Consider the following 25109-nt stretch of genomic DNA (forward strand, 5'->3'; position numbering starts at 1 on the left):
GCGACGGCTGTCAGCGCCCGGCCTGCTTGGGAGCGAAGAGCGTGGCGATGAGGCGGGCGAACAGGTTCAGCCCCATCACGATCAGGATCAGCACCAGGGCCGCGGCCCAGGCGCGCTGCTCCGACGGGTCGGAGAAGTTCGGCGAGGTGGGATTCTGGAACTGGCGGAAGATGTAGACCGGCAGTGCCGTCATCCAGCCCTGGAACAGATTCCAGTTGGTGTTGACCACGAATCCGGCTGTGACCAGGATCGGTGCGGTCTCACCGATGACGCGGGCGATCGCCAGCGTGACGCCCGAGGCGATGCCGGAGATCGCCGTGGGGAGGACCACCTTGAGGATCGTCCGCCATTTGCGCACTCCCAGGGCGTAGGAGGCCTCGCGCAGCTCATTGGGCACCACGCGCAGGATCTCTTCTGTGGTGCGCACCACCACCGGGACCATGAGCACCGAGAGCGCGATGGCGGCGGTGACCCCCAGCGTGGAGCGCTGGGTGGAGAGCAGTCCGGTCAGGCCGCTGAAGACCGAGAGGAACCACGCCATGGCGGCACCGGCGAAGAGCCCGGCCACGATGGAGGGGATGCCCGTCATCACGTCGACGAAGAAGGTGATCGCTCGAGAGAGCGGACCGCCACGCGAGTATTCCACCAGGTAGATGGACGTCATCAGCCCGATCGGCACTGAGATGAAGGTGGCGGCGAGCGTGATCAACAGCGAACCGATCATCGCGTGGCGGATGCCTCCGAGCACCGGTTCACCCTCGGTCTGGGATCCCTCGTCAACGAGGCCCGTGACGCCCTGCATGTCCGAACTCAGGAACCCCGGCTCCATCAGGCCCTGGATGCCGACCGAGGCGACCGACCAGATCACCGAGATCAGCGGAAGGATCGCCAATGTGAAGGCCAGATAGATCAGGTTGGTCCACAGCGCATCAGTGGCCCTGCGCCGGTTCACCCGGGTGCGGGTGACGATGTAGCTGCTGGCCACATAGATCACGGCGGTGAAGATGAACCAGGTGGCGAGGTTGAATCCCAGCAGCGCCGAGAGTGCCGCGCCGAGCACCACGGCGGCGGCGAGCAGGGCCATCCACAGCCACGACGGGAGCACGTTCTGCGTGAGCGAGCTCCGGCGCGGAGTGGGCTCGCTGAGCTGCGGCGGACCTGCGGGTCCCTGGACAGAGGTGGGAGTGGGCGTCTGTGTCATCAGTTGGCTCCCGAGAATTCCTTGTGGCGGCTGACGATCCAGCGTGCTGTCATGTTCACCAGCAGAGTGATCACAAAGAGGACCAGGCCGATGGCGATGAGCTGGGCCTGGCGCTCCGACCCAGGTGGAGCCTCGGGGAAGCCGAGGGCGATCTCCGCGGGGATGGTGCTGTTGCCGTTGGAGATCAGCGAGGCGGTGAGCATGCCCGGGGAGAGCACGAGCGCCACTGCCATGGTCTCGCCGAGCGCGCGGCCCAGTCCGAGCATGATCCCGGAGATGATGCCGGCCCGGGCGAACGGGAAGACCGACATCTTGATCATCTCCCACCGGGTGGCGCCCAGCGCGAGGGCGGCCTCTTCATGCAGCTTCGGCGTCTGGATGAAGATCTCTCTACAGACCGAGGTGATGATCGGCAGGATCATCACGCCCAGCACGATTCCAGCCGTGAAGATGGTCCGACCGGTCTGCGAGGGGTCACCGGCGAAGAACGGGATGAAACCGAGGTTCTCATGCAGCCAGTTGTACACCGGGATCAGCTCTGGTCCGAGGAAGCTCATGCCCCACGCGCCGTAGACCACTGAAGGGATCGCGGCCAGGAGGTCGATCACGTAGCCGATGGACTTGGACCACCGCGGGGGCGCGAAATGGGAGATGTACAGCGCGACCCCGACCGCCACCGGGGCGGCCAGCACAAGCGCGATGAGGGAGGCTATGAGCGTGCCGATCACCAGCGGATAGGCGTAGTCGAAGAACGCACCGACGATCCATCCGCCCTGTTCCTCCTGATAGACCGCATCCCGGGAGTTTGCCGCCAGGAACAGGACCACAAAGATCAGGGTCAGCAGGATGATCACGCCGGCGGACACCGTCAGCGCGGAGAAGACGCGGTCTCCTGCGACTCCCCGTTTATCGGACTGAGTCAGTGAGCTGCTCACCTGGTCTGCCTCTCAAATCTCGGTCGATAGTGCTGGGTAAAGCATGTACGGACGTCGGACGGTCGAAGTCTGAACTGCGACCCGACCTGCCCGACGTCCGCATCATTCATGCGTTGCAGTACTCGCTCAAGCTCACTCTGCGACGGTGATGGCGGAGAGGGACTCCATGGCCCCGTCACGCAGCTCGTCTGAGATGGGCGCGTTTCCTGCGGCGGCTTCGGCAGTCGCCTGGCCATCCTCGGAGAGGACATACTCGCCGAAGGCGACAGCCAGATCGGCAGTCTCCTGCTCGGGATACTCGTTGCAGAAGATGTGGTAGCTCACCAGGACGATCGGGTAGGCGCCGGACTCTTCGGTCCTGCGGTCCAGCTCGAAGGCCATGTTGTTCGAAGCCTGTCCCTCCACAGCGGAGGATGAGGCGACGGCCTGGGAGGCGGCTTCCGGCGAGTACTCGACGTACTCCTCGCCGACCTGGACGGCGACCGTGTTGAGGTCACCGATCTGGGAGGCATCGGCATAGGTGATGGCACCGTCGGTCTCTGAAGTCAGACCGACCACGCCCGAGGTCTGCTGAGCGGACTCGGCGGCGATCTCACCGGGCCACTCGCCGGAGACTTCGTAGTCCCAGACATCCGAGGCCGTGGCCAGGTAGTCCACGAAGTTCTCGGTGGTGCCTGAGTCGTCGGCGCGGTGCACGACCGAGATCGGAGTGGACGGCAGCTCCATGTCCTCGTTGTGCTCCGCGATGGCCTCGTCGTCCCAGCTGGTGATCTCACCGGCGAAGATCGAGGCGATGGTGTCGGCGTCGAGGTTCAGGGTCTCGTCGATGCCTTCGACGTTGAACGCCACGGCGACCGGAGAGATGTAGGACGGAACGTGGAAGGCGCCCTCAGTGCCGCAGATCTCTTTGGAGGACTCCCACTCGTCATCGCTCATCGCCGCGTCAGAACCGGCGAAATCGTACTCGCCGCCGAGGAAGCCGTCGCGACCGCCGCCGGATCCGACGGAGGCGTAGTTGACCTGCGCGTCGGGTGCGACCGAGGTGAAGCCGTCGGTCCAGGCAGTCATGGCAGCCTCCTGTGAGGAGGCACCGCCACCCACGAGGGTGCCCGCAACCTCGCTGCTCGCGCTGTCGCCGCCGTCGGCATTGCCCTCCGCCGCCGGGGTGTTGGACTCGCCGCAGGCCACGAGGGCCAGGGATGACACGGACAGGATGGCCGCTGCGCGACCGAAGTTCTTCATCTTCACGTTTACATGCCTCTCTAAGGTTTCATCGGGCGACATTGGCGCCGTTTGAAGGAGTCTGTGCGGCCTGCCGGGGGTGCGTCCGGCGAACCTCGATTCACATTAGGCAGTGCAGATGACACTGCGACCCTCCCAAAGTGTCGGGCGCTCCCATGTTGGGTGAACGCTTGGTGAACGACCACGCCGTCGGCGTGACGGATGTGCCGAGCAGGGCACCGGTGTCCGCACTGTGAGCCGACTCGTATCCCTGGGGAGCCCTGCGGAATAGACTCTTGGGGTGACATCTGAGCGCACCCCCTCCTCCCCACTGGCCCGTGCGCGCCGTTTCGCGAAGCGACGTGCCCGGGTCGGTCTTCGCAGGGCCCGGCGCTCAGTGGTCCCTGCACTGCAGATGACTGTCGCCGGGGTGGGTGCCTATACCGTGGCTGAACGGGTCGTCGGCCACGATGCCCCGCTCTTCGCCGCCATCGCGGCCCTCATCGCGCTGGGGTTCTCCAAAGAGCCGCGGATGCGCAAGGTCCTCGAGGTCAGTGTGGGCTGCACCCTGGGCATCCTCATCGGCGATCTGCTGCTGCACCTGCTGGGCGCGAACCTGGCCACGGCAGCTGTGGTGCTGTTCCTCTCGATCATGCTGGCCCGCTTCCTGGACTCGGGCCCGGTTCTGGCCATGCAGATGGGGCTGCAGGCGCTGCTCGTGGTCCTGATCCCGCCGCCGGAGGGCGGAGCGCTGGGGCCCTTCACGCGCAGCCTCGACGCCATCATCGGCGGAGCGGTGGCCCTGGTCATCACGCTGCTGACCCCGAAGGATCCTCGCCGGGAGCCCATCGCGGAGCTCAAGAGCGTGGTGGACGCGATGACCGCCTCCTTCCGCGATGTCGCGGAGGCCGTGCGCAGCTCAGACTCCCGCCAGGCGTGGCATTCGCTCATCCGCTGCCGCGGCCTGCAGCCGCAGATCGATGAGCTGCGCAGCGCGGTGAGCTCGGCCAAGGAGCTCACCAGCTTCTCCCCCGCCTACCGCAAGCACCGCCACTACGTCCGGCATATGGGGGAGGTGGCGGATCATGTCGACCTCTCGGTGCGCAGCATGCGAGTGGTGGCCCGGCGGATCATCAGCACCGTGGACAACGCCTCCCTCAGCGACGCCGGAGTCGAGAACCTCTCCGCCGTGCTGGACGAGTTCGCCGACGCCTCACTGCTGCTGTCCCAGGCAGTCTCGGAACCAGGTTCGGCGTACTCGCAGCGGATGGAGACGGCCCAGGAGGCGCTCGCCTCGCTTGCCCAGCAGCTGCACCCGAAGTGGCTGGGGATCGTGACCCTGGAGGGAGAGACGGTGGTGCTGCTGCTGCGCACGCTGGTCGTCGATCTGCTGCAGGCGGCCGGGGCCAGCCACGAGGATGCGCGCGACCAGCTGCCAGAACTCTAGGCGGCGCCTGCGGATCAGAGGGTCACACAGGTCAGCGCTCGAGGACCAGAGACCGAGGATCAGAGCTCGAGGATCATGCGGGTGTTGCCGAGGGTGTTCGGCTTGACCCGGGCCAGGTCCAGGAACTCGGCCACACCTTCATCCGGGGAGCGCAGCAGCTCGGTATAGACCTCAGGGTCCACGGTCTCCTGGTCATTCATGATCCCGAACCCGTGCCGGGTGAAGAAGTCGACCTCGAAGGTCAGACAGAAGACGCGGGCCACGCCCAGTTCACGGGCCCGCGTGGTGAGTCCCTCCAGCAGCGCCGATCCCACTCCGTGACCTCGCCAGCGTGAATCCGTCGCCAGGGTGCGCACTTCGGCCAGGTCCTTCCACATCACATGCAGCGCACCGAAGCCGATGAGGCTCTGATCCTCTGCCTCGGCGACGAGGAACTCCTGGATGGACTCGTAGTAGGCCACGGCTTCCTTGGGCACCAGGACCCTCTGGTCGACCAGCGGCTCCGCCATGCCCATGATGGCCGAGACATCGGCGGTGCGTGCCGGCCTGGTGATGAAGGAACCCATCTGCTCAGTCTAGGCCGCGGCCTGTTCAGCCCTCGCTGAGGATGAACTCATGGGGCTCGGAGCGGACCCCCTGCAGGCTGACGGTCAGCTCATAGCTGCCGGGGCTCAGCGAGCGGTCCGGTTCGGTGCAGTCCGCGGAGGAGTCCGAGCGCGGCCAGGTGAAATGGGCCTGCTCGACCTGCCCCGGCTCCAGCTCGACCTCGAGGGACTCGCGGGTGAGGGTGCACTCCGCCGTGGAGAAGACTGTGGCGCCGGCGTGGGCGACGACGAACTCCTGCTCCGTGGTGCCGAGATCGGCCGTGCATGCGTAGTCGGCGGTGTTCTCCACCTCCATCACGAGCATCGGAGCGAAGCCGGGCGCGTAGGACTCCGATCCGGTGTCGGCGCGGACCTGAAGGTCTCCGCTGCGGCAGCTGCCATCCTCGGGCGGTCCGTCCGCGGAGTCCTGGTCCTGGGCTGACTCCTCGCCGCTCTCCCCGGTCTCGGATGCCTCAGGGTCCTCAGTGTCCTCGGGGTCCTGCCCAGCTTCAGAGGAGGGCTGCGTCGGCGAACCGGTCTCGGCGGGACCGGAGGACTCCGCGCTGGAGCTCGAGGAGCCTGCCGGAGCTCGGGTCTCCGCAGAGTCGAACCAGCCCGTCACGATCAGGGCCAGCCATGCGCCCAGCGCCATGAACAGCACGGCCAGGACACCGACGAGGATGCGCCGGCGCCGGTACACCTCGGCAGACTGCCGCCTTCGCTTCGAACCCATGGCCCCAGGTTAGCGGAGGTCCCCGGTGGTGATCCTCAGCCGAGCAGGCGGTCGCGCAGCTCCCGCACACGCAGGTGGATGTCGTCGCGGACAAGCTCCATGCGTTCGCGCCCCGTGATGCCGCGCGCACTGGGCTCGTCGACCTCCCAGCGCTCCACCTCCACGCCGTCGAGGTCCGGAACCTCAGCCTCGGCTCCGATGAGCACAACGTGCCCAGCCTCACGCATCGCCTCGGGCGTCAGCTGCGTCGGAGTCTCTCCCGTGATGTCGGCTCCGATGTCCTGCAGGACCTCCGCAGAGAGCGCGTTGATCTCAGATCCTGGCTGCGTCCCGGCGGAGGAGACGAGGACGGCACCTTCTTCTCCCGCGACGGCGAGGTCATGCCGCAGCAGTCCGGCCGCCATCTGGGACTTGCCGCCGTTCTTGACACAGACGAAGAGCACAGCAGGAGCCTCGGTGCGCGGAGCGGGAACTGCCACCGGTGCGACCTCCTCCTCGGCGGCGCGAACTGGCCGCTCGGCGGGGTGCGTGGATGATGCGTCCTGGCTGCTCGCTGCTGCTGGTTCCGTCACCGGGCGGTCCTCTCGGTCATGGCATTGAAGAGTCTGGGCAGGGCACCCTGCACGACAGAATAGTAGGACCAGGTCCCCCGCTTCTCGCGGGTGAGGAACCCGGCGTCGACAAGGACCTTCAGATGGTGGGACACCGTGGGCTGGCCCAGCCCGAGCGGCTCGGTGAGGTCACAGACGCAGGCTTCCCGCTTCTCCTCCGCGGCGATCAGCGTCAGCAGCGTGATCCGGTGCGGGTCAGCGAGCGCCTTGAATCCTGCGGCGAGCTCGGCAGCCTCTTCCGGATCCAGTGAGACGCTGGCCGTCATGGGAGTCTGACAGTCGGTCTGGAGGGTCATCGCAGCTCCTGGATTCTCAAGTGCAGTGCGGCCGCGCCGCATGGATTGACATCTGTCGATGTTTCTGAGGATACTCGTTGCATCGAAGCTTGTCGATCCGTTCAGGAGACCCCGTGAGTCAGTCTGCTCCACCCATGCCCAACACCTCAGCTGTCGTGGCCAAGCTCTCGGTCCTGGACCGATTCCTGCCGGTGTGGATCCTCGCCGCCATGGCGCTGGGGCTCGCGCTGGGCGCCGTCGTCCCTCAGGTGGGCACCGCCATGGAGTCCATGGAGGTCGCCGGAGTCTCACTGCCCATCGCCATCGGACTGCTGGTGATGATGTACCCCGTGCTGGCCAAGGTCCGCTATGACGAGACCGGCAGGGTCCTGACGGACAAGAAGCTCGTGGTCACCTCGCTGCTGATCAACTGGCTGCTGGCCCCCGCCTTCATGTTCGCGCTGGCCTGGGCCTTCCTCCCCGACCTGCCGGAGTACCGGACGGGCCTGATCATCGTGGGACTTGCTCGCTGCATCGCCATGGTGCTGATCTGGAACGATCTGGCCTGCGGTGATCGCGAGGCAGCCGCGGTGCTCGTCGCGATCAACTCGGTGTTCCAGGTGTTCATGTTCGGTGTGCTCGGCTGGTTCTACCTCCAGGTCCTGCCCGGCTGGCTGGGGCTGGAGACCACCTCCGCTGAATTCTCCGTCGCTGCGATCACCATCTCCGTCCTCGTCTTCCTGGGCATACCGCTCGTGGCCGGCTTCCTCACCCGCACCTTCGGCGAGCGCGTGCGGGGCCGTGAATGGTACGAGACCACGGTCCTGCCGAAGATCGGACCCTGGGCCCTCTACGGCCTGCTCTTCACGATCGTGGTGCTCTTCGCCCTGCAGGGTGAACAGGTGCTGACCAACCCGATGGACGTGGTCCGGATCGCCCTGCCGCTGCTGGTCTACTTCGTGGTCATCTTCGGCGCCTCGATGCTCATCGGCTGGATGCTGCGCATGGGCTACGAGCGCACCACCACGCTGTCCTTCACGGCCGCCGGAAACAACTTCGAGCTCGCCATCGCCGTGTCCATCGCCACCTTCGGCGCGACCAGCGGCCAGGCCCTCGCCGGCGTCGTGGGTCCGCTCATCGAGGTGCCGGTGCTCGTCGCCCTGGTCTACGTCGCCCTGTGGACCCGCCGGTTCTTCACCGGCTCGAACACTCCCGCCGCCCAGGAGAGCGCGATCGCCGGGGCCGCCCCCACCACGCTCTGACCCCCTTTCCCCGTCGAGATCGTCTGCCGCCGAATCACCCACCTTTCCAGGAGGAACGTCATGAGCACCGAGAAGCCCACCGTCCTGTTCGTCTGCGTCCACAATGCCGGCCGCTCCCAGATGGCCGCCGGATTCCTGCGCGAGATCGCCGGGGACTCCATCCAGGTCTTCTCCGGCGGCACCCAGCCGGCAGACTCCGTGAACAGCACTGCCGTCGAGGCCATGGCCGAGGTGGGCATCGACATCTCCAAGAACATCCCCGACAAGCTCTCGCCGTACACCGTGCAACAGTCTGATGTCGTCGTGACCATGGGCTGCGGAGACGACTGCCCGTTCTACCCGGGGAAGCGCTATGAGGACTGGAAGCTCGATGATCCGGCCGGTCAGAGCATAGAGAAGGTGCGCGTGATCCGCGATGACATCCGGGGACGCGTGCGCGAGCTGCTCGGCACGCTGAACGTCACGGTCTGATCCCACGCCGCGCCGCTGCTCGAGCCACGGCAGCCGCCGGGAGTCTCTAGACTCATGGCGATGAAAGCCGCCGCACCGAACCCTGCCTCCACCACGTCCGCACGCGCTGATATCAGCTTCACCCCCGAGCCCACGCTGGTCCATGATCGCGTGATCGAGTGGTTCGAGGAGCATGCCCGGACGCTGCCCTGGCGGGAGCCGGACTGCACCCCCTGGGGCGTGATGGTCAGCGAGATCATGCTGCAGCAGACCCCCGTGGTGCGGGTGCTTCCGCGCTGGCAGGAATGGATGCGACGCTGGCCGCGCCCGGCGGATCTGGCGGCGGCGCCGGTCGCTGAGATTCTGCGGGCCTGGGATCGGCTGGGCTATCCGCGCCGCGCGCTGCGTCTGCAGGCCGCCGCTCAGGCGATGGTGGACGACCACGGCGGGGAGGTTCCCGGCACCGCTGACGAGCTGCGGAGACTTCCCGGAGTGGGCGAGTACACCGCCGCCGCTGTGGCCTGCTTCGCGTTCAACCAGCCCGAGGTCGTGGTGGACACCAACATCCGCAGGGTCCACGCGCGGGCCTTCACCGGCCATGCCCTGCCGGGCAAGACCTACACCTCGGCGCAGCGACGACTGGCCCACGACCTGATGCCGGCCACAGCCTCTGACGACGGGGCCACGGCCTGCGCCTGGAACGCCTCGGTCATGGAGCTGGGCGCGCTGATCTGCACCGCGCGTGCTCCACAGTGTGAGGTGTGCCCGGTGGCGGACCTCTGCGCCTGGCGCACCGCAGGTTCGCCGGCGCCCACCGAGGAGCAGCAGACCAAGGGGCAGGCCTGGGCGGGCACTGACCGACAGGTGCGTGGGGCGATCATGGCAGCGCTGCGCACCTCGGCGGCGGTGCCGCGCGCGGAGCTCCTGGACGGGCTGGCGCTGCCCGAGGCATCAGCTCAGCAGCGCTCCCGGTGTCTCGATTCGCTGATCACCGACGGGCTGGCCGCACAGGCCGGAGACCGCGTCAGCCTGCCCGGAGCCTAGGTCCCGACCATCCGTGCCCGGCGGCGCTGCTCCGCTGGGCAGGGATCAGCTCGGCTCAGTCGGACTGGCCTGCGCCTGACTGACCTGCGCCTGACTGCCCTCCGTCGAGGACCAGGCTCAGCGCCTCGGTGAGCGATCCCACCTCGCGGATGCGCATGCCCTCGGGCACCGCCTCCTTCTCGGTCCCGGTGGACCGGCGCGGAACGATGGCGTGGGTGAAGCCCAGCCGCTGGGCCTCCTCCAGGCGCTGGCGCAGGCCGGGCACCGGGCGGACCTCACCAGCCAGACCGACCTCGCCGAAGGCCACGAACCTGTTCGGCAGCGGCTTCTCCAGCGCCGCCGAGGCCACCGCAAGCGCGATCGAGAGGTCCGCCGCAGGCTCGGTGATCTTGACTCCCCCGACCGTCGCCACATAGGCCTCCGACTTCATCAGGGCGGTCAGCTTCGCGCGACGCTGGAGCACCGCCAGGAGCATCGAGACCCGAGGAGAGTCCAGCCCGGAGACGGCGCGGCGGGGCTGGGCGGCCTGGGACTCGGCGACCAGGGCCTGGACCTCGGCGGTCAGCGGGCGTCGTCCTTCCAGCGTGATGGTGATGCAGGTGCCCGGCACGCGTTCGGTCATCGCGGAGACGAACAGCCCGCTGGGATCAGCCAGGGAGGTCAGTCCGTCCTCATTGAGATCGAAGCAGCCCACGTCATCGGTGGGCCCGTAGCGGTTCTTCACCGCGCGGAGCAGTCGCAGCCGCGAGTGCCGGTCACCTTCGAACTGACAGACCACGTCCACCAGATGCTCGAGCATCCGGGGCCCGGCGATGTTGCCATCCTTGGTGACATGTCCCACCAGGATGGTGGTCATGTTCTTGCGCTTGGCGGCCTCGATCATCGAGGCGGTGACCTCACGGATCTGCGTGACTCCCCCCGCGGCGCCGTCCACCTCCGCCGAGGAGAAGGTCTGCACCGAGTCCATGATGGTCAGCTGGGGGGAGAGCTTCTCGACCTGGCCCAGCGCCTGGCCCAGATCCGACTCGGCCGCGAGGTAGAGCCCGTCCGAGATCGCATCGATGCGCTCGGCACGCTTCTTGACCTGCGCCGCAGACTCCTCGCCGGTCATGTACAGCACCGGTGAGCCGGTGTGTGCGCGGGCCACGGCGGCGGCCACCTGGAGCAGCAGCGTGGACTTGCCGACACCGGGCTCCCCCGCCATGAGGATCACGGCACCGGGCACCAGCCCGCCGCCGAGGACTCGATCCAGCTCCCCGATGGAGGTGGGCCTGAACTCGGCCTCCGAGGCGTCCACCTCATGGATGACTCTGGCCGGGGCAGCGAGCTGGCTGGCCGCGGTCGTCCGGGCGGTGACCTGGCCCTTCTCCTGGACTGAGCCCCAGGCCTGGCATTCGGGGCAGCGTCCCACCCACTTGACGGTCTGCCAGCCGCATTCGGTGCATTCGAAGGCCGGGGACCCCTTGGAGCGGGAGCTGCTCCGTGCAGCGGTGCGAGTTGCCATGCCCCTACGTTACCGCCGGGCCATGACATGTTCCGGCGCATCCAGCGGGACGCCGTACGATGCTCGGAGCGGGGCTGCGTCGCACCTGACCAGGGTGATCGGCATCCTCGCGCCCCCCCCTGCCGCCCACCCCAGGAGACTCGTGTTCCGCTCCCCCAAGATCTTCTTCCGCGTGATGGCCTTCGCCGAGGCCGTCTCCTGGACACTGCTCATCGGTGGGATGATCCTGCGGGCCACCAGCGGCCTGGACGTCGCCGTGAGCATCGGCGGCGGCATCCACGGCTTCGTGTTCCTGGCCTACGCCGCCACCGCGGTGATCGTCGCGAAGAACCAGCGCTGGCCGGGCGGACCCACGGCGATCGCGCTGATCAGCGCCGTCATCCCCTATGCCACGGTGCCGGTGGACCTCTGGCTCAAGCGCAGCGATCGGCTCGACGGACCATGGCGCACCCGGGCCACGGCCGACCCCCGTGATCACAGCTGGCACGACCGCGCCCTGCGGGTGCTGCTGAACCGGCCCGCGCTCATCGGTGGTGCGCTGGCCGCCGTCGTCGTCCTGGTCTTCATCGCCCTGCTGGTGATCGGCCCTCCGGGCTCCTAGCCGGGGACGGGGACCTCGCGCCAGGTCCGGCAGGCTTCGGGTCCCCGGGAGGCCGTCTGCACGGCGGCGGACATGAGTGAAGCGCCGCCGGAAGATTCCGACGGCGCTTCACTCATCTGCGGCCCGGGGCCTGGCCTGGGGCAGATCCCCGTTCGGGGCCCGGACCGCGGGGATCAGCTCTCGATCGCGGCCGGCTCGTCTGCAGCTTCGATCTGGTCCTGCGGCTCGTGCCACTCGAAGGTGAGCTTGCGCTCGCGCCCTTCGCCCTCGACGCCGATCTCGATGCCTGCGCCGTGGGGGATCTCGCCGTAGAGGATCCGCTCGGAGAGCTCGTCCTCGATCAGGGTCTGGATGGTGCGGCGCAGCGGCCGGGCACCCATCGCCGGATCGTAGCCGGTCTCGGCGAGGAACACCCGGGCGGGCTGGGTGACCTCGAGGGTCATGGCCTGCTCGGCGAGCCTCGAGCGCAGACGGTTCACGAACAGATCCACGATCTGGACGATCTCCTCCTGCTTGAGCTGCGGGAAGACGATGGTGTCATCCACACGGTTGAGGAACTCCGGCCGGAAGTGCTGACGCAGCTCCTGGCTGACCGTGGCCTTCATCCGCTCGTAGTTGGTGGTGGTGTCTTCACTGGAGGTGAAGCCGGTCATCACGCCCTTGGAGATGTCCCGGGTGCCGAGGTTGGTGGTCATGATGATCACCGTGTTCTTGAAGTCCACCACGCGGCCCTGGGAGTCGGTCAGGCGACCGTCCTCCAGGATCTGCAGCAACGAGTTGAACAGATCCGAGTGGGCCTTCTCGACCTCGTCGAAGAGGACCACGGAGAACGGACGGCGCCGCACCTTCTCGGTGAGCTGCCCGCCCTCCTCGTAGCCGACGTAGCCCGGAGGGGCGCCGAAGAGCCGCGAGACGGTGTGCTTCTCGGAGAACTCGGACATGTCCAGGGTGATCATGGCCTCTTCGTCACCGAAGAGGAACTCTGCCAGGGACTTGGCCAGCTCGGTCTTGCCGACGCCGGTGGGCCCGGCGAAGATGAACGAGCCCGAGGGGCGGTTCGGGTCCTTCAGCCCGGCACGGGTGCGCCGGATGGCCCGGGAGAGCGACTTCACCGCCTCGTCCTGGCCGATGACCCGCTTGTGCAGCTCCTCCTCCATGCGGCGGAGACGATCCGACTCCTGCTCGGTGAGCTTGAACACCGGGATGCCGGTGGAGAAGGCGAGGACCTCCGCGATCAGATCTGCATCGACCTCGGCGATCTCATCATTGGAGCTCGACTTCCACGCGTCCTCCTTGGCCTGACGCTCATCGACAAGCTTCTGCTCCTTGTCGCGCAGGCTGGCGGCGCCCTCGAAGTCCTGGGCGTCGATGGCGGCTTCCTTCTCCCGCCGAACGTCCTCGATCTTCGCGTCGAACTCCTTGAGCTCCGGCGGTGCCGTCATCTTCTGGATGCGCAGCCGGGCGCCGGCCTCATCGATCAGGTCGATGGCCTTGTCCGGCAGGAAGCGATCGTTGATGTAGCGGTTGGCCAGCGAGGCGGCAGCTTCCAGGGCCTCCTCGGTGATGGAGACCTTGTGGTGGGCCTCATAGCGGTCGCGCAGCCCGCGCAGGATCTGCACGGTCACCTCCACTGAAGGCTCCGCCACCTGGATCGGCTGGAAGCGGCGTTCCAGCGCAGCATCTTTCTCGATGTGCTTGCGGTACTCATCAAGCGTGGTGGCGCCGATGGTCTGCAGCTCACCTCGGGCCAGCAGGGGCTTGAGGATGTTGGCGGCGTCGATGGCACCCTCAGCGGCGCCTGCTCCGACCAGCGTGTGGATCTCGTCGATGAACAGGATGATGTCTCCGCGGGTGCGGATCTCCTTGAGCACCTTCTTGAGCCGCTCCTCGAAGTCACCGCGGTAGCGCGAGCCGGCCACCAGGGATCCGAGGTCAAGCGTGTAGAGCTGCTTGTCCTTGAGCAGCTCCGGGACGTCTCCGTTGACGATGGCCTGGGCCAGGCCTTCGACGACGGCGGTCTTGCCGACACCGGGCTCACCGATCAGCACCGGATTGTTCTTGGTGCGGCGGGAGAGCACCTGCATCACGCGCTCGCGCTCGTAGTCGCGGCCCACCACGGGGTCCAGCTGCGCTTCACGCGCGGCGGCGGTGAGGTTGCGCCCGAACTGGTCGAGCACCACCGAGCCTGCGGGGGTGCCCTCATTCGAGCTGCTCTGTCCGACACCCGCGCCGGCCTTCTCCTGATTTCCACCGGAGTAGCCGGAGAGGAGCTGGATGACCTGCTGGCGGACCTTGTTCAGGTCGGCGTTGAGCTCCACGAGGACCTGGGCTGCGACACCCTCGCCCTCGCGGATCAGACCCAGCAGGATGTGCTCGGTCCCGATGTAGTTGTGGCCCAGCTGGAGCGCCTCGCGCAGCGAGAGCTCCAGGACCTTCTTGGCGCGCGGGGTGAAGGGGATGTGACCGCTCGGCGCGTTCTGGCCGGGACCGATCTTCTCCTGCACCTTCTCGCGCACTCCGGTCAGTGAGATGTCCAGCGACTCAAGGGCCTTGGCCGCGACACCCTCACCTTCATGGATGAGACCGAGCAGAATGTGCTCGGTTCCGATGTAATTGTGGTTCAGCATGCGTGCCTCTTCTTGGGCAAGCACAACCACGCGCCGGGCGCGATCAGTAAATCTCTCGAACATAGCCACAGACACTCCTAGCGTTGGTGCTCTGCCTCAAGGCTACGGGCCTTCAGCGGCCCCGTCGCCGCTGTTCGCCATAGGGGAAAGTTCCGTCCGACATGCGTGGAGCCCGGGAGCAGCGCGATGCTGCTTCCGGGCTCCACGCGTCACGGCGAGGGTTCGCGGGACCTATCGCTTCTTGGCGTTGCGGTAGGCCTCGACGATGTCGCGGTGCAGACGACCCCTGCTGGAGACCTGATATCCGTTCTTCACGGCCCAGTCACGGATCTGGCGCGCTTCGTTCTGGGGTGAGGGCGGAGCGATCGCCCGGCCCTTGCGGATGTATTTCTTCAGCGTCTCGCGCAGCTCTCTCGCGTGGTCATCACTGAGATCTATCTCATAAAACCGGGAGTCCAGGCCGAATGTGACCGTCTCCTTTGCTTCGCTTCCGTCAAGATCATCGACGAGAACCACTTCTACCTTTTGGGCCATTTCAAACACCTCACTGCTCACTCACACGCCGGGAGTCAATCGAACTCATCTCTTTCGGCGCTTTTCGCACGGCGACAGACCAAGAACGATCTATGTATCTCTGAGTATTTCAAGAAATACAATTGACGGTCAAGCTGGAAGCATTCAGGGTTTTCCCAGCTGGGAAGATATTTTCGACCGGCGACCTGGTTGTTCAACCCGCACGGTCAGGGCGGATTCTTTTTCAGTGCGGACTCGCCGAGGAGGCCGCCGGCCCCTGCCGGGTCTCGTGCCGGCGCTCCCCGGCCTGGTGAGAGGCGTCCTCGCGCACCTGCGCCTCGGCCGCACGCTCACTGCGATCGGCGCGGAAGATGGCGCGCATCGCCATCCAGAAGACCAGACCCACCCCTATCGAGGGAGCAAGAACTTCAAAGTATGTCCAGAAGTTTTCCATTAAATTCCTTGCTTACATTCAGGTTTTATCTCAGATGAGCGGCGGTCAGCGCCAGGCTACACCCCCACGGGGGAAGCGTCAGCCCTGCGCCTCTGGCTTCAGGAGCGGGAACAGGATCGTCTCGCGGATGCCTGCTCCGGTGAAGAGCATCACCAGTCGGTCGATGCCGAGGCCGATGCCACCCATCGGCGGGGCGCCGTACTCCAGGGCCCGCAGGAAATCCTCGTCGTGCTGCATGGCCTCGTCGTCGCCGGCGGCGGCCATTCGAGACTGCTCCACGAGACGCTCGCGCTGCAGCACCGGGTCGACAAGCTCGGAGAAGGCCGTGCCGCGTTCCATGCCTCCGATGACCAGGTCCCAGGCCTCGATGACCCCGGGCTTGTCACGGTGGGCCCGGGCGAGCGGCTGCGCGGCGGGTGGATAGTCGCAGACGAACGTCGGCTGGATCAGCTGCGGCTCCACGATCTCGCCGAAGAGCTCGATGACCAGCTTCTGCGCGTCCCAGTCCGGGTCGACGGAGACCTCCTGGGACTGCGCGATCTCGCGCAGCTGCTCCGCAGGGGTCTCGGGAGTGATCTCCCGACCCACCGCCTCGGACAGCGCCGGGTAGACGGAGAGCCACTTCCATTCGCTGTCGAGATCGATGACGCCCTGCTCGGTCTCGATCTGCCGGCTCACGCCCGCGGCATCTGCCGCGCGGAGAATCATCTCGCGCATCCGTTCGGCCATCACGTACATGTCCGCCCACGCCTCGTATGACTCGAGCGTGGTGAACTCCGGGGAATGGGTCGAGTCCACCCCTTCATTGCGAAAGACCCGACCGATCTCGAAGACCCGATCGATGCCGCCGACCACGGCGCGCTTGAGGTAGAGCTCTGTGGCGATGCGCAGCGTCATGTCCTGATCAAAGGCGTTGAGGTGCGTTTGGAAAGGACGCGCCTGTGCGCCGCCATGGATGAGCTGGAGCATGGGAGTCTCCACCTCCACGTAGCCGTGCCCGTGAAGGGTCTCGCGGATGGAGCGGGTCACGGCGGCGCGCTGATAGACCATCTGCCGTGCTTCATCCCGGACGATCAGATCCGCATAGCGCTGGCGGACCCGGGTCTCCTCATTGAGCTCTGCGTGCAGCACCGGCAGCGGGCGCACCGACTTGGACGCGATCTCGAAGGAGCTCGCCATGATGGAGAGCTCTCCGCGGCGGGAGGCGATGACCTCCCCGGTGATGCGCACATGGTCCCCGAGATCCACCAGGGACTTCCACTGGGCGAGCGCCTCCTCCCCGATCTCGGCCAGTGAGAGCATGGCCTGGAGGCGGGTGCCGCTGCCGTCGGGGCCGCCCTCCTGTAGCGTGGCGAAGCACAGCTTGCCGGTGTTGCGCACGAACATCACGCGTCCGGCCACCGAGACGATCTCTCCAGTGGAGGCGCCCGGCTCCAGCTCGGGGAAGCGCTCGCGCACCTCGGTCAGCGAGGCGGTGCGCTCGACCGTGACCGGATAGGGCTGGATCCCGCCTTCGAGCAGGCGCTCGCGCTTGTCCAGACGCACAGCGCGCTGGTCGTTGTTGTCGATGTCTCTTCTGCCGGCTGGGGCGGGATTCTGGTCAGTCACAGTCGGTCATTCTACGTGCCTCGACCCGCCGCCTCTCAGCACTGCCCGCTGCGGCTGCTCGCCGCGGCTACCAGATCGTGACGCGCTCCTGCTCAGGCAGGTACATTCCGTCGCCGGGCTGGGTGCCGAACGCCGCGTGGAAGGCATCGAGGTTCTTGACCACCTGGCTGGCGCGGAACTCGGCCGGGGCGTGCGGATCGATGCTGATCAGCGTGACGGCGCGCTCCGGACGGGTGAGGTTGCGCCACGCCTGCGCCCAGGCGAAGAAGAAGCGCTGATCCGCGGTGTAGCCCTCGAGTTCGGGGGCTTCGATGCCCTGCTGATCCAGCCACAGACGATAGGCCTTGTGCGCGATGCCGAGACCGCCGAGATCCCCGATGTTCTCGCCCAGAGTCAGCTCACCGTTGACGGTGTGCTCCGGGGCCTGGGAGGGGGATAGTGCGCTGTACTGGTCGACGAGCTTCTTCGTGCGCTCCTCGAAGGCCTCCCGATCTGCCTCGGTCCACCAGTTCTGCAGCGAGCCGTCTGCTCCGTAGCGGGATCCCTGATCATCGAAGCCGTGGCCCAGCTCATGGCCGATGACCGCACCGATGGCACCGAAGTTCTGGGCCATATCGCGTTCCGCAGAGAAGAACGGGGGCTGGAGGATCGCGGCCGGGAAGCAGATGACGTTCTCCAGGGGCGAGTAGTAGGCGTTGACCGTCTGCGGGGTCATGTGCCATTCCTCAGGGTCCGGGCCATCGTCGAGCTTGGCGATGTCCCGGCGCCATTCAAACTCGGCCGCACGGCGGACATTGCCCACCGCGTCGTCGGAATCCACCTCGACGCTGCTGTAGTCGATCCAGCGGGAGGGGAAGCCGACCATCGGGGTGAATGCATCCAGCTTCTCCAGCGCCCTGGCCTTGGTGTCCTCCCCCATCCAGCTCAGCGCGCTGATGGACTGCCGATAGGCCTCGATGAGGGCGGCGATCAGGTCATCCATCGCGGCGCGAGCCTGCTCCGGGTAGTGCCGGGCGACGTAGATCTGGGCCACGTCCTCACCCAGATTGGCATTGGTCAGCGCCACCCCGCGCTTCCAGCGCTCCTTGAGCTGCTGCGCCCCGGAGAGCTTCTTGGAATAGAAGTCGAAGTTCTGCTCCACCAGCTCGCCGTGCAGCAGCGGCGCGGCCCAGCGGATGAGCTGCACGCGCAGCCAGAGCTTCCAGGTCTCCAGCGGCCGCTCCATCAGGACGGTCTGCATGCCGGGGAGCGCGTCGGGCTGCGCGAGCACCAGCTGTTCGGTGTGCCGCGGCTCCAGTCCCCACCCGGCGAAGGCCTCACGCAGCAGGGGCATCAGCGCCCGCGACTCGGTCTCGGTCACTAGGTTGTAGCGCTTCTGCGCGTCCCTGGTGGTCACCTTGTCCCAGTGGTGCTCCGCGATGGAGGACTCCAGGCCGACGACGGCGGCCGCCGCCTGCTCGGCATCCTCGACTCCGCTGATCTGCAGGATGTGCACCAGATAGTCCTGATAGGCGCTGAGGATGTCCGCGAGCTTCTCCTCGCGGTAGTAGGACTCATCGGGCAGACCGAGGCCGGACTGCATGATGTGCCAGAGCATCCGGGTCGGGTCTCCCGCGTCCCGCATGGCGCCCGCCACGAAGATGCCGTCCACTCCCTGACGCTGCCAGGCTGAGGAGAGCCGGACCAGCTCTTCGACGCTGCCCACGGCGTCGAGCTCCGCGAGCATCGGTTCGATCGGACTGAGACCACGGCGCTCAGCGGCCCCGGCATCCATGAATGCGGCGTAGAACGCGCCGATGCGGGACACGATGGCCGGGTCCGTGGCCTCCCCGCCGGTCAGATCCGCTTCGGGGAGCACCGTGCCGTTGGTCCCTGCGCCGTCGTCTGCGCGAGCGGCCGCCTGTTCCAGGATCTCGCGCACATCGGCCTCGGCCTTCTCGCGCAGCTCGTGGAAGGATCCGTACGCGTCCATGTCCGCAGGGATCTCGGCGGTCTTGAGCCATTCGCCGTTGACGTGCTTCTGCAGGTCATCCTGCGGGCGCACGCTGTCATCGATGTAGGGAAAGGAACTCGCGGCGCTGGCAGTGCTGGGGATCGTGCTGGGGGTCGTGCTGGCGGTCGTGCTGGCGGTCTCAGTCATTGACTCAGCCTACTCCGGAGGCGCTGCGCTGCTCATCTCGGCTGTGCTCGCGGGACGCAGCACGGCGTTGTCGATCAGCCGCACCGGACCCACCCGGGCGGCGATGAGCGCCAGCGCCTCGCCGCGGAGCACCCCCTGCTCGTCCTGCAGCGGCCCGCCGGGCGCGATCTCCTGGAGCGACGCAGGGTCCAGCACCACCAGGTAGTCCAGTTCCAGGCCCTCGGCGGAGGTGAGCTCGGCGACCTGATCAGCCAGACTGAGCGGTCGGCCCGAGGCGGCCTCCTCGACCAGGTCCGACAGTGCTGCCGGCAGCGCCAGGGCGGCGGCGTAGTCCTGCTCCTGAAGACGCCGGTTGCGGCTGGACAGCGCCAGTCCGTTCGCATCCCGGACGATCGGCACGGTTCTGATGGTCACCGGGAGGTTCAGGTCCGCCACCATGCGAGTGATGATCGCGACCTGTTCGGCGTCCTTGGCGCCGAACCAGGCATGCAGCGCCGCCGGGGCAGGAGCGGCCATGATGTTGAGGAGCTTGGCCACCACGGTGACCACGCCGTCGAAGTGTCCTGGGCGCGCGGCCCCCTCCCAGCGGCGTCCCAGCTCACCGGCGCTGACGCTGACCCGAGGAGACTCGGGGTAGCCGGGGTACATCTCCTCGATCTCGGGGGCGAAGATGAGGTCCGCCCCGTGCTCTGCCAGCAGAGCGACGTCCCGCTCCGGCGTGCGCGGATAGTGGAGGTAGTCGGCGTCGTCGTCGAACTGCAGCGGATTCACGAAGATCGAGGCCACCACGATGTCCGAATGTCTCCGCGCGGCATCGATCAGCGCGGCGTGGCCCGGGTGCAGCGCCCCCATGGTGGGCACCAGCCCGATGACCGGCGCCCGGTCCCCGGATGGGCCGTGGGTGCGGTGGGCGCCGTGGGTGCGCAGATGATCAGCCACGGCATCTGCGAGCGCCGCTCGGAAGGCCGCCGCAGTGGTCAGGACGATGGGTTGAGTCACCGCAACAGTCTAGGACCGCGGACTCCCGCGCAGCTGGTGCGGGTCAGTCCTCGAGGGTGTCGAGCAGTTCGGCGGCCTTCGCCGCGGAGATCAGTCCCCGGTCCAGGGCGCGCTGGGTGGTCGCCCGCGCCATGGTCAGATACGCGGTGCGGATGTCGGCGGGCAGCTCGGAGGAGGCCAGAAGCTGCGCATGGTGCCGGACCGTCCCCACGTCGCCGCGCGCCACCGGGCCGGTCAGCGCTCCCTCCCCCGAGGCGAGCGCGTTGTCCAGCGAGGCCTGCATCAGGGGACGCAGCACGGTCTCCGCGTGGTCCACACCGATCCGGTGCAGCATCTCGGCAGACTGTCCGGTGATCGTGTTCAGGTGGTTCGAGGCATGCGCAAGAGCGGCGTGGTAGGTCAGCCGGTCGGCCTCTCGGATCACCACGGGCTCGCCGCCCATCTCCACGACCAGGGCCTGGGCGATGGGCAGCACGGGGCCCGGCGCGGTCACCCCGAAGGCGCAGGTGTGCAGCTTCTGCAGATCCATGCTCAGACCGGTGAAGGTCATGGCGGGGTGGATGGCCAGACCGATGGCCCCGCGGGCCTGGGCCGGGGCGAGGACCTCGGTGCCGAAGCGCCCGGAGGTGTGCACGATCAGCTGGCCGGCCTGAATGTGCCCGGCCTCGGCCAGTCCGGAGACGAGCTCCCCCAGCGCGTCATCGGGGACTGCCAGCAGCACGAGTTCCGCGCGGCGCATGATCTCCGGAATCTCCAGCACCGGGACACCGCCCAGCAGGGACTCGGCGCGCGTCAGCGAGTCCTCGGAGACTGCATGGACCCCGATGATCGAATGCCCGGCACCGCGCAGCGCGGCCCCGAGCACCGCACCCACCTTGCCGGCAGAGATGATCCCGACGCCGAGGCGGCCCTCCCGCTGGGAGGGCGGCAGCTCCGCCGCGTAGGGATCGACGGGCTGCTCAGCGCTCACGGGGATGCGGCTCCTGTTCGAGGGGGCGTGTGGAGGCGGGTTCCGCCGTTGGGACGGGCCCCCTCTGGTCCGGCTGATCGGGCGCGATGGCCTCTGCGGCCTTGCGCTCGAACTCCTGCAGCTCCTCGGGGCGCATCCAGTGGTTGCGATCGCTGTAGCGCCTGGCCTGCGCCGCCTGGTCCGATTCGTAGGCGAAGAGCTCCTGCACCGCGTCCAGGTCCTGGTTCTTCAGTCTCGCCTGAAAGGGCCCGGCGGGAGAGTGGATGAAGACGTCAGCCACCCGGCGTCCGCGCTGCAGCGGCCCCTGGTGCATGCTCAGCGACTGGATGCGCTCATGCGGGATCATGGTCAGTCGGCGTGCGGCCCGCCCGTCCCGGAACATCAGCGCCGCGGGCGTGGTGCGGAATCCGCGACGACGCCGCACGAAGGGGTCGAACAGCCGGGCTCGGCGGGGCACCTCGGTGAAGTCGAGCTCGGTGCCGCTCTCCAGCAGTCCGGCGGTGAAGACCTCCTCAGGGTTCTCCACCTGCAGATCAGGGAACATCTCTGCGGCCGTGGCCATGACGTCCTCGAGCCTGCCCACCGGCAGCAGCACGGAGCGCTTCTCTCCGATTCCGTAGCCGGCCACGGTGACCACGATCCTGAACCACTTGAAGGGACGCCACAGGACCGGCTGCTGGATCTGCAGCGCCTGGACACGGCCTGGCGGGATGGTCTGATTGGTGGTCTCGAGCAGCCCGTAGCGGATCCGCAGTCCCGCGCTCGTGGCGATGGAGGTGAAGCCGAAGCCGGAGCTGAACTGCTGGTAGTAGATCGTCAGCGCGGCGATGCCCATGGGGATCGCCGCCGGGAGAGACGCTGCGACCAGTGCCGGCCAGATCTCGCCCAGACCTTCGTCGGGGGTGAAGGAGGCGGTGACAGCACCGGCGACGATCGCGACCACGCCGATGATGATCAGCACGCAGAGAAAGACGGTCCCCCAGCCGCTGAGCACGGAACCGATCAGCCGCCCGGTCGGGACCTTGGCGATCAGCCGGTCCTGGCTGGCAGCGGACCCCATGGACGGGGAATGCGCAGCGGCGGGTCGCAGCGGGTCGGTGCCGGAGTCGGTGCCGGAGTCGGTGAGGGGGTCGGTGCGGGGGTCGGTGCGGGGGTCCCCGACGTCGGCGGCTCCGACTTCCTGAGCTCCGCCGGACCCCGTGGATCCGGTGGACAAGTCCGATTCCGCGGTGTGTCCGGAGGGCCGGGCCGCATCTGCGGCGACGCCGGAGGCCCGGTCCATGATCTCGGCGCGCAGCTCTTCAGCCTGGGCCTTCTTCAAGAACGCCAGGGTGGCAGCGGTGCCGTCGCCCTCGGCCACCTCGAATTTGAGCTCTGCCAGTCCGGTCAGGCGTGCGAGCAGCGGCTGACGCAGGTCCACTGCCTGGACACGATCGATGCGTGCCTGGCGGTGCTGTCGCACGAAGACGCCGGACTTCACCATCACATGCTCGGTGGTGATCTTGTAGCGCGTGAACCACCAGGAGAGCACGAAGCTGCCGAAGATCAGCAGGATGATCAGCAGCGCACCCAGTCCGCCGAGGATGAACGGCGTCGGGTTCGCCGAGACATCGCGCTGGATGTCCCCGCTCTGGAATGCCTGCCAGGCATCAGCCCACATCTGCCAGTTGTAGCCGAAGATGATGCCCGGGATCGCGACCACGGTGACCCAGCCGCGCACGAAGGGGCTCAGCGGATGCACCTTGGTCCAGCTGGCGTCGAACCAGCGCTCGGGCTCGCTGTCCTGCCGGCCGGCCGAGTCCTGGGCCGAGCCCTGGGCCGGCGGCTGCGCAGCGGTGCGCTGCTGGCCAGGGTGCTCGTGGCCGGAGTGCTCGTGGCGGGGGTCTGCTGGATCCGTGGGCTCGTCGCTCATCGGTGGGCTCACAGACCGGCCAGCCGGGCCTGGCCGCGGAGGGAGAGCTCTTCCCGCAGCCGCGCGCCCTCTTCGCGCGAGGCGCCGGGGATCACGGCGTCGGTGGCCGCGGCGGCGGTCTTCAGCTGGACTGTGCACAGCCCGAAGCGGCGCATCAGAGGGCCAGCCTCGATGTCCACGTACTGCAGCCGGCCATAGGGCACCGCGACGACTCGCTGGAACAGGATCCCGCGGCGGATGAGCAGGTCATCGGCACGTTCGTGATAGCCGATGGCCCTGATGCGGCGTGGGATCAGCCAGAGGTCCAGCGCCGCCCAGCCGACCACGACGGAGCTCACCAGGATCTCGATCCAGCCCGGGATGTTGCCGATCACGCCCAGGGCATCGAGCACGATGGGCGTCGCCACTGCCGCCAGAGTGATCACCCAGCCGATGATTCCGGTGATGAACTTGACGGTGATGTACCGCTCGTCCACCCGGGTCCAGGTGACACCTGTGGGATCAATGGGTTCCGCGGGCATAGCCCTCCTCTGGTATCGGTCCGGTGCTGCGCCTGGGCTGTCCACGCTTCGCCTCGTCATCACCGGGAGGATTCTCATCCGGAGGTATCCGGCAGAGCAGCTCGACGATGAATCCTATGATCACCCAGATCACGCCCCCCGTGATCATCAGAAGGGATGAGTTCACTGTAGGCGCCGTCAGCGAGGCCGCAGGAACCAGGTCCATGAGGATGCCCGCGTGCCACCCGGCGATCAGTGCCCCCGCATAGGCACCGGCCTGGCCGGCCGCGACGACTCTGACAGCCTGCAGCGGATGGAGCCGGCGCGAGGTCCGGTGTCCCTTCTCGGCGGCGGCTGCGATCTGACGCTGGTCTCGCCAGACCAGCAGACCCAGGGTCAGGAGGATCGCCGCGATGCCCAGCAGCGTGATCAGCGAGGTGCGGGGAAGCACCGGGGAACCGAGACCCTCCGAGACCATGAGCACCGTGGCGAGGAAGCCCGCGAGCGCCGCCGCCGCGGCGATGAACAGCAGCCACAGCGGTCGCAGCCGGCTCATGGCTTCACCTCCACGCGCTGCACGGCGGAGGCATCGGCGGCGCGCTCCGCGAGCTCGGTCACCGGCACGCCTGCGAGGGTCGCCTGCGGATCCATCCACGTCCAGGGCACCAGCACGAAGCCGCGCTGCTCGGCCCGCGGGTGGGGGATCTGCAGCCACGGCGTGGAGACCTGCGCCTCGGCGTAGCTGATGATGTCGATGTCCAGGGTGCGCGGGCCCCAGCGGACCTCGCCGTTCTCCGCACCGCGTACCCGGTGATGGGCATGCTCGACCTGCTGGGTCAGCCGAAGCAGAGCCTCCGGGCTCAGTACGGTGGCGACCTCGATCACCTGGTTGAGGAAATCGGGCTGCCACGGCGGGCCGCCGACGGGACGGGTGCGCGCCAGCGGTGAGGTCGCCACCACGCGCAGTCCGGACTCGCGCTCGAGATCAGCCACTGCGGAGGACAGGGTCCGCGCGGAGTCACCGAGGTTGGAGCCGAGGGCGAGGACGGCGCGCACCTCTGCCGCGGGAGCCTGCGCGGCCTCCCAGGGGCGCAGCGCGGAGAGCGCGGGGATTGCGTGCCACGGGTCCAGGTCTGAGCGGCTGCGGCGCGCGGTCACGGAGACGTCCTGGAAGCTCTGGGTCAGCGGGGCCTGCGGCTTGTGCACGGTGATCTCGGCGGCGAGCAGGCGATCATCGCTGCCCAGCACCTCCCGGGCGAGGTGATCGGCCAGCGTCTCGATGAGGTCGAAGGGCTCACCGGTGATGGCTGCTTCGATCAGCTCCGCGATGCCGACGTAGGAGACCGTGTCGGCGAGCTCATCGCTGCGGCCCGCGGCACGGAGGTCCAGGGTCAGCTCAGCGTCGACCCGGAAGGGCTGACCGTCGCGCTTCTCGAAGTCGAAGACCCCGTGGTGACCGATGGCGGTGAGGCCGGTGAGACGGATGGTGTCGCTGGAGCTGCTCCTGCTGGGCATGCC

24 protein-coding genes are annotated in these 25109 nt (G+C 67.6%); 5 read left to right on the forward strand and 19 right to left on the reverse strand.

Annotation, left to right across the window (positions count from 1 at the left end; genetic code table 11):
- Positions 1-10: 10 nt before the first annotated feature.
- From pstA to pstS, 3 genes are all read right to left on the reverse strand, one after another.
- Entirely contained in the window at positions 11-1201 is a 1191-nt protein-coding gene (gene pstA, locus H4W27_RS10925) for a phosphate ABC transporter permease PstA (RefSeq protein ID WP_192595957.1), read from the reverse strand.
- On the reverse strand, positions 1201-2136 hold the full coding sequence (gene pstC, locus H4W27_RS10930; protein ID WP_192595958.1) for a phosphate ABC transporter permease subunit PstC: 936 nt from the start codon (positions 2134-2136) through the stop codon (positions 1201-1203). Before pstC ends, pstA begins: the two co-directional genes overlap by 1 nt.
- Positions 2137-2268: 132 nt before the next feature.
- Positions 2269-3384 carry a phosphate ABC transporter substrate-binding protein PstS gene (gene pstS, locus H4W27_RS10935; protein WP_318782311.1) on the reverse strand — a complete coding sequence of 372 codons (1116 nt, stop codon included), beginning with the start codon at positions 3382-3384 and terminating at the stop codon, positions 2269-2271.
- A gap of 274 nt (positions 3385-3658) precedes the next feature.
- On the opposite strand from pstS, the gene H4W27_RS10940 reads away from it, so the two are divergent.
- The gene (locus H4W27_RS10940; protein ID WP_318782312.1) at positions 3659-4804 is read left to right on the forward strand and encodes an FUSC family protein; all 1146 of its coding nucleotides are present in this window, start codon (positions 3659-3661) and stop codon (positions 4802-4804) included.
- A 59-nt stretch (positions 4805-4863) separates the two neighbouring features.
- Here H4W27_RS10940 and H4W27_RS10945 read toward each other — a convergent pair whose 3' ends face one another.
- From H4W27_RS10945 to H4W27_RS10960, 4 genes are read right to left on the reverse strand one after another with little or no spacing between them, the layout of a single operon-like run.
- Complete coding sequence (locus H4W27_RS10945; protein WP_192595959.1) at positions 4864-5370, reverse strand: amino-acid N-acetyltransferase; 507 nt, start codon at positions 5368-5370, stop codon at positions 4864-4866.
- A gap of 25 nt (positions 5371-5395) precedes the next feature.
- On the reverse strand, positions 5396-6121 hold the full coding sequence (locus H4W27_RS10950) for a hypothetical protein (protein WP_192595960.1): 726 nt from the start codon (positions 6119-6121) through the stop codon (positions 5396-5398).
- 35 nt (positions 6122-6156) lie between these two features.
- Positions 6157-6693, reverse strand: coding sequence for an arsenate-mycothiol transferase ArsC (locus H4W27_RS10955; RefSeq protein WP_318782313.1), 537 nt, complete (start codon positions 6691-6693; stop codon positions 6157-6159).
- On the reverse strand, positions 6690-7028 hold the full coding sequence (locus H4W27_RS10960) for an ArsR/SmtB family transcription factor (RefSeq protein ID WP_192595961.1): 339 nt from the start codon (positions 7026-7028) through the stop codon (positions 6690-6692). The genes H4W27_RS10955 and H4W27_RS10960 overlap by 4 nt, the downstream gene beginning before the upstream one ends.
- 134 nt (positions 7029-7162) lie before the next feature.
- On the opposite strand from H4W27_RS10960, the gene arsB reads away from it, so the two are divergent.
- Genes arsB through H4W27_RS10975 form a run of 3 tightly spaced genes read left to right on the forward strand, consistent with a single transcriptional unit; the run spans position 7163 to position 9763 of the window.
- Positions 7163-8269 carry an ACR3 family arsenite efflux transporter gene (gene arsB, locus H4W27_RS10965; protein WP_225939458.1) on the forward strand — a complete coding sequence of 369 codons (1107 nt, stop codon included), beginning with the start codon at positions 7163-7165 and terminating at the stop codon, positions 8267-8269.
- 60 nt (positions 8270-8329) lie between these two features.
- Complete coding sequence (locus tag H4W27_RS10970; RefSeq protein ID WP_192595962.1) at positions 8330-8740, forward strand: arsenate reductase ArsC; 411 nt, start codon at positions 8330-8332, stop codon at positions 8738-8740.
- 60 nt (positions 8741-8800) lie between these two features.
- On the forward strand, positions 8801-9763 hold the full coding sequence (locus H4W27_RS10975) for an A/G-specific adenine glycosylase (RefSeq protein ID WP_192595963.1): 963 nt from the start codon (positions 8801-8803) through the stop codon (positions 9761-9763).
- A 55-nt stretch (positions 9764-9818) separates the two neighbouring features.
- On the opposite strand, the gene radA is transcribed toward H4W27_RS10975, so the two are convergent.
- On the reverse strand, positions 9819-11267 hold the full coding sequence (gene radA / locus H4W27_RS10980; protein ID WP_192595964.1) for a DNA repair protein RadA: 1449 nt from the start codon (positions 11265-11267) through the stop codon (positions 9819-9821).
- A gap of 142 nt (positions 11268-11409) precedes the next feature.
- Here radA and H4W27_RS10985 point away from each other — a divergent pair, with 142 nt between their 5' ends.
- Positions 11410-11868: a DUF3817 domain-containing protein gene (locus H4W27_RS10985; protein ID WP_192595965.1), complete on the forward strand. Its 459-nt coding sequence runs from the start codon at positions 11410-11412 to the stop codon at positions 11866-11868.
- Positions 11869-12041: 173 nt separating this feature from the next.
- Here H4W27_RS10985 and H4W27_RS10990 read toward each other — a convergent pair whose 3' ends face one another.
- From H4W27_RS10990 to folK, 11 genes are all read right to left on the reverse strand, one after another.
- Complete coding sequence (locus tag H4W27_RS10990; protein ID WP_192596567.1) at positions 12042-14558, reverse strand: ATP-dependent Clp protease ATP-binding subunit; 2517 nt, start codon at positions 14556-14558, stop codon at positions 12042-12044.
- A 168-nt stretch (positions 14559-14726) separates the two neighbouring features.
- A complete protein-coding gene (locus tag H4W27_RS10995; protein ID WP_192596568.1) occupies positions 14727-15029 on the reverse strand; it encodes a histone-like nucleoid-structuring protein Lsr2 in 303 nt (100 codons plus the stop codon).
- A 223-nt stretch (positions 15030-15252) separates the two neighbouring features.
- Positions 15253-15462 carry a hypothetical protein gene (locus H4W27_RS11000; RefSeq protein ID WP_192595966.1) on the reverse strand — a complete coding sequence of 70 codons (210 nt, stop codon included), beginning with the start codon at positions 15460-15462 and terminating at the stop codon, positions 15253-15255.
- Positions 15463-15540: 78 nt separating this feature from the next.
- Positions 15541-17070 carry a lysine--tRNA ligase gene (lysS, locus tag H4W27_RS11005; RefSeq protein WP_192595967.1) on the reverse strand — a complete coding sequence of 510 codons (1530 nt, stop codon included), beginning with the start codon at positions 17068-17070 and terminating at the stop codon, positions 15541-15543.
- 67 nt (positions 17071-17137) lie between these two features.
- Positions 17138-19210: a M13 family metallopeptidase gene (locus H4W27_RS11010; RefSeq protein WP_192595968.1), complete on the reverse strand. Its 2073-nt coding sequence runs from the start codon at positions 19208-19210 to the stop codon at positions 17138-17140.
- A 9-nt stretch (positions 19211-19219) separates the two neighbouring features.
- Positions 19220-20209 carry a pantoate--beta-alanine ligase gene (gene panC, locus H4W27_RS11015; protein WP_192595969.1) on the reverse strand — a complete coding sequence of 330 codons (990 nt, stop codon included), beginning with the start codon at positions 20207-20209 and terminating at the stop codon, positions 19220-19222.
- A gap of 43 nt (positions 20210-20252) precedes the next feature.
- Positions 20253-21179, reverse strand: a complete 927-nt coding sequence (locus H4W27_RS11020; RefSeq protein WP_318782316.1) for a Rossmann-like and DUF2520 domain-containing protein — start codon at positions 21177-21179, stop codon at positions 20253-20255.
- Positions 21169-23091, reverse strand: a complete 1923-nt coding sequence (locus H4W27_RS11025; protein ID WP_192595970.1) for a PH domain-containing protein — start codon at positions 23089-23091, stop codon at positions 21169-21171. Before H4W27_RS11025 ends, H4W27_RS11020 begins: the two co-directional genes overlap by 11 nt.
- Before the next feature lie 8 nt (positions 23092-23099).
- Entirely contained in the window at positions 23100-23612 is a 513-nt protein-coding gene (locus H4W27_RS11030; RefSeq protein ID WP_192595971.1) for a PH domain-containing protein, read from the reverse strand.
- The gene (locus tag H4W27_RS11035; RefSeq protein ID WP_192595972.1) at positions 23593-24147 is read right to left on the reverse strand and encodes a DUF3180 domain-containing protein; all 555 of its coding nucleotides are present in this window, start codon (positions 24145-24147) and stop codon (positions 23593-23595) included. Before H4W27_RS11035 ends, H4W27_RS11030 begins: the two co-directional genes overlap by 20 nt.
- Positions 24144-25106, reverse strand: coding sequence for a 2-amino-4-hydroxy-6-hydroxymethyldihydropteridine diphosphokinase (gene folK, locus H4W27_RS11040; protein ID WP_192595973.1), 963 nt, complete (start codon positions 25104-25106; stop codon positions 24144-24146). The genes H4W27_RS11035 and folK overlap by 4 nt, the downstream gene beginning before the upstream one ends.
- Positions 25107-25109 lie beyond the last annotated feature (3 nt).

This window comes from Nesterenkonia lutea (assembly GCF_014873955.1).
GTDB lineage: Bacteria > Actinomycetota > Actinomycetes > Actinomycetales > Micrococcaceae > Nesterenkonia > Nesterenkonia lutea.

What these genes read in the sequence shown, in the direction of transcription:
- pstA (WP_192595957.1), bottom strand. Translation starts at nt 1,201, where the DNA reads ATGACACAGACGCCCACTCCCACCTCTGTCCAGGGACCCGCAGGTCCG.
- folK (WP_192595973.1), bottom strand. Translation starts at nt 25,106, where the DNA reads ATGCCCAGCAGGAGCAGCTCCAGCGACACCATCCGTCTCACCGGCCTC.
- arsB (WP_225939458.1), top strand. Translation starts at nt 7,163, where the DNA reads ATGCCCAACACCTCAGCTGTCGTGGCCAAGCTCTCGGTCCTGGACCGA.
- H4W27_RS10950 (WP_192595960.1), bottom strand. Translation starts at nt 6,121, where the DNA reads ATGGGTTCGAAGCGAAGGCGGCAGTCTGCCGAGGTGTACCGGCGCCGG.
- H4W27_RS10945 (WP_192595959.1), bottom strand. Translation starts at nt 5,370, where the DNA reads ATGGGTTCCTTCATCACCAGGCCGGCACGCACCGCCGATGTCTCGGCC.
- H4W27_RS11000 (WP_192595966.1), bottom strand. Translation starts at nt 15,462, where the DNA reads ATGGAAAACTTCTGGACATACTTTGAAGTTCTTGCTCCCTCGATAGGG.
- H4W27_RS10960 (WP_192595961.1), bottom strand. Translation starts at nt 7,028, where the DNA reads ATGACCCTCCAGACCGACTGTCAGACTCCCATGACGGCCAGCGTCTCA.
- H4W27_RS11010 (WP_192595968.1), bottom strand. Translation starts at nt 19,210, where the DNA reads ATGACTGAGACCGCCAGCACGACCGCCAGCACGACCCCCAGCACGATC.
- H4W27_RS10990 (WP_192596567.1), bottom strand. Translation starts at nt 14,558, where the DNA reads ATGTTCGAGAGATTTACTGATCGCGCCCGGCGCGTGGTTGTGCTTGCC.
- H4W27_RS11035 (WP_192595972.1), bottom strand. Translation starts at nt 24,147, where the DNA reads ATGAGCCGGCTGCGACCGCTGTGGCTGCTGTTCATCGCCGCGGCGGCG.
- H4W27_RS10970 (WP_192595962.1), top strand. Translation starts at nt 8,330, where the DNA reads ATGAGCACCGAGAAGCCCACCGTCCTGTTCGTCTGCGTCCACAATGCC.
- H4W27_RS10995 (WP_192596568.1), bottom strand. Translation starts at nt 15,029, where the DNA reads ATGGCCCAAAAGGTAGAAGTGGTTCTCGTCGATGATCTTGACGGAAGC.
- H4W27_RS11030 (WP_192595971.1), bottom strand. Translation starts at nt 23,612, where the DNA reads ATGCCCGCGGAACCCATTGATCCCACAGGTGTCACCTGGACCCGGGTG.
- H4W27_RS11025 (WP_192595970.1), bottom strand. Translation starts at nt 23,091, where the DNA reads ATGAGCGACGAGCCCACGGATCCAGCAGACCCCCGCCACGAGCACTCC.
- radA (WP_192595964.1), bottom strand. Translation starts at nt 11,267, where the DNA reads ATGGCAACTCGCACCGCTGCACGGAGCAGCTCCCGCTCCAAGGGGTCC.
- H4W27_RS10975 (WP_192595963.1), top strand. Translation starts at nt 8,801, where the DNA reads ATGAAAGCCGCCGCACCGAACCCTGCCTCCACCACGTCCGCACGCGCT.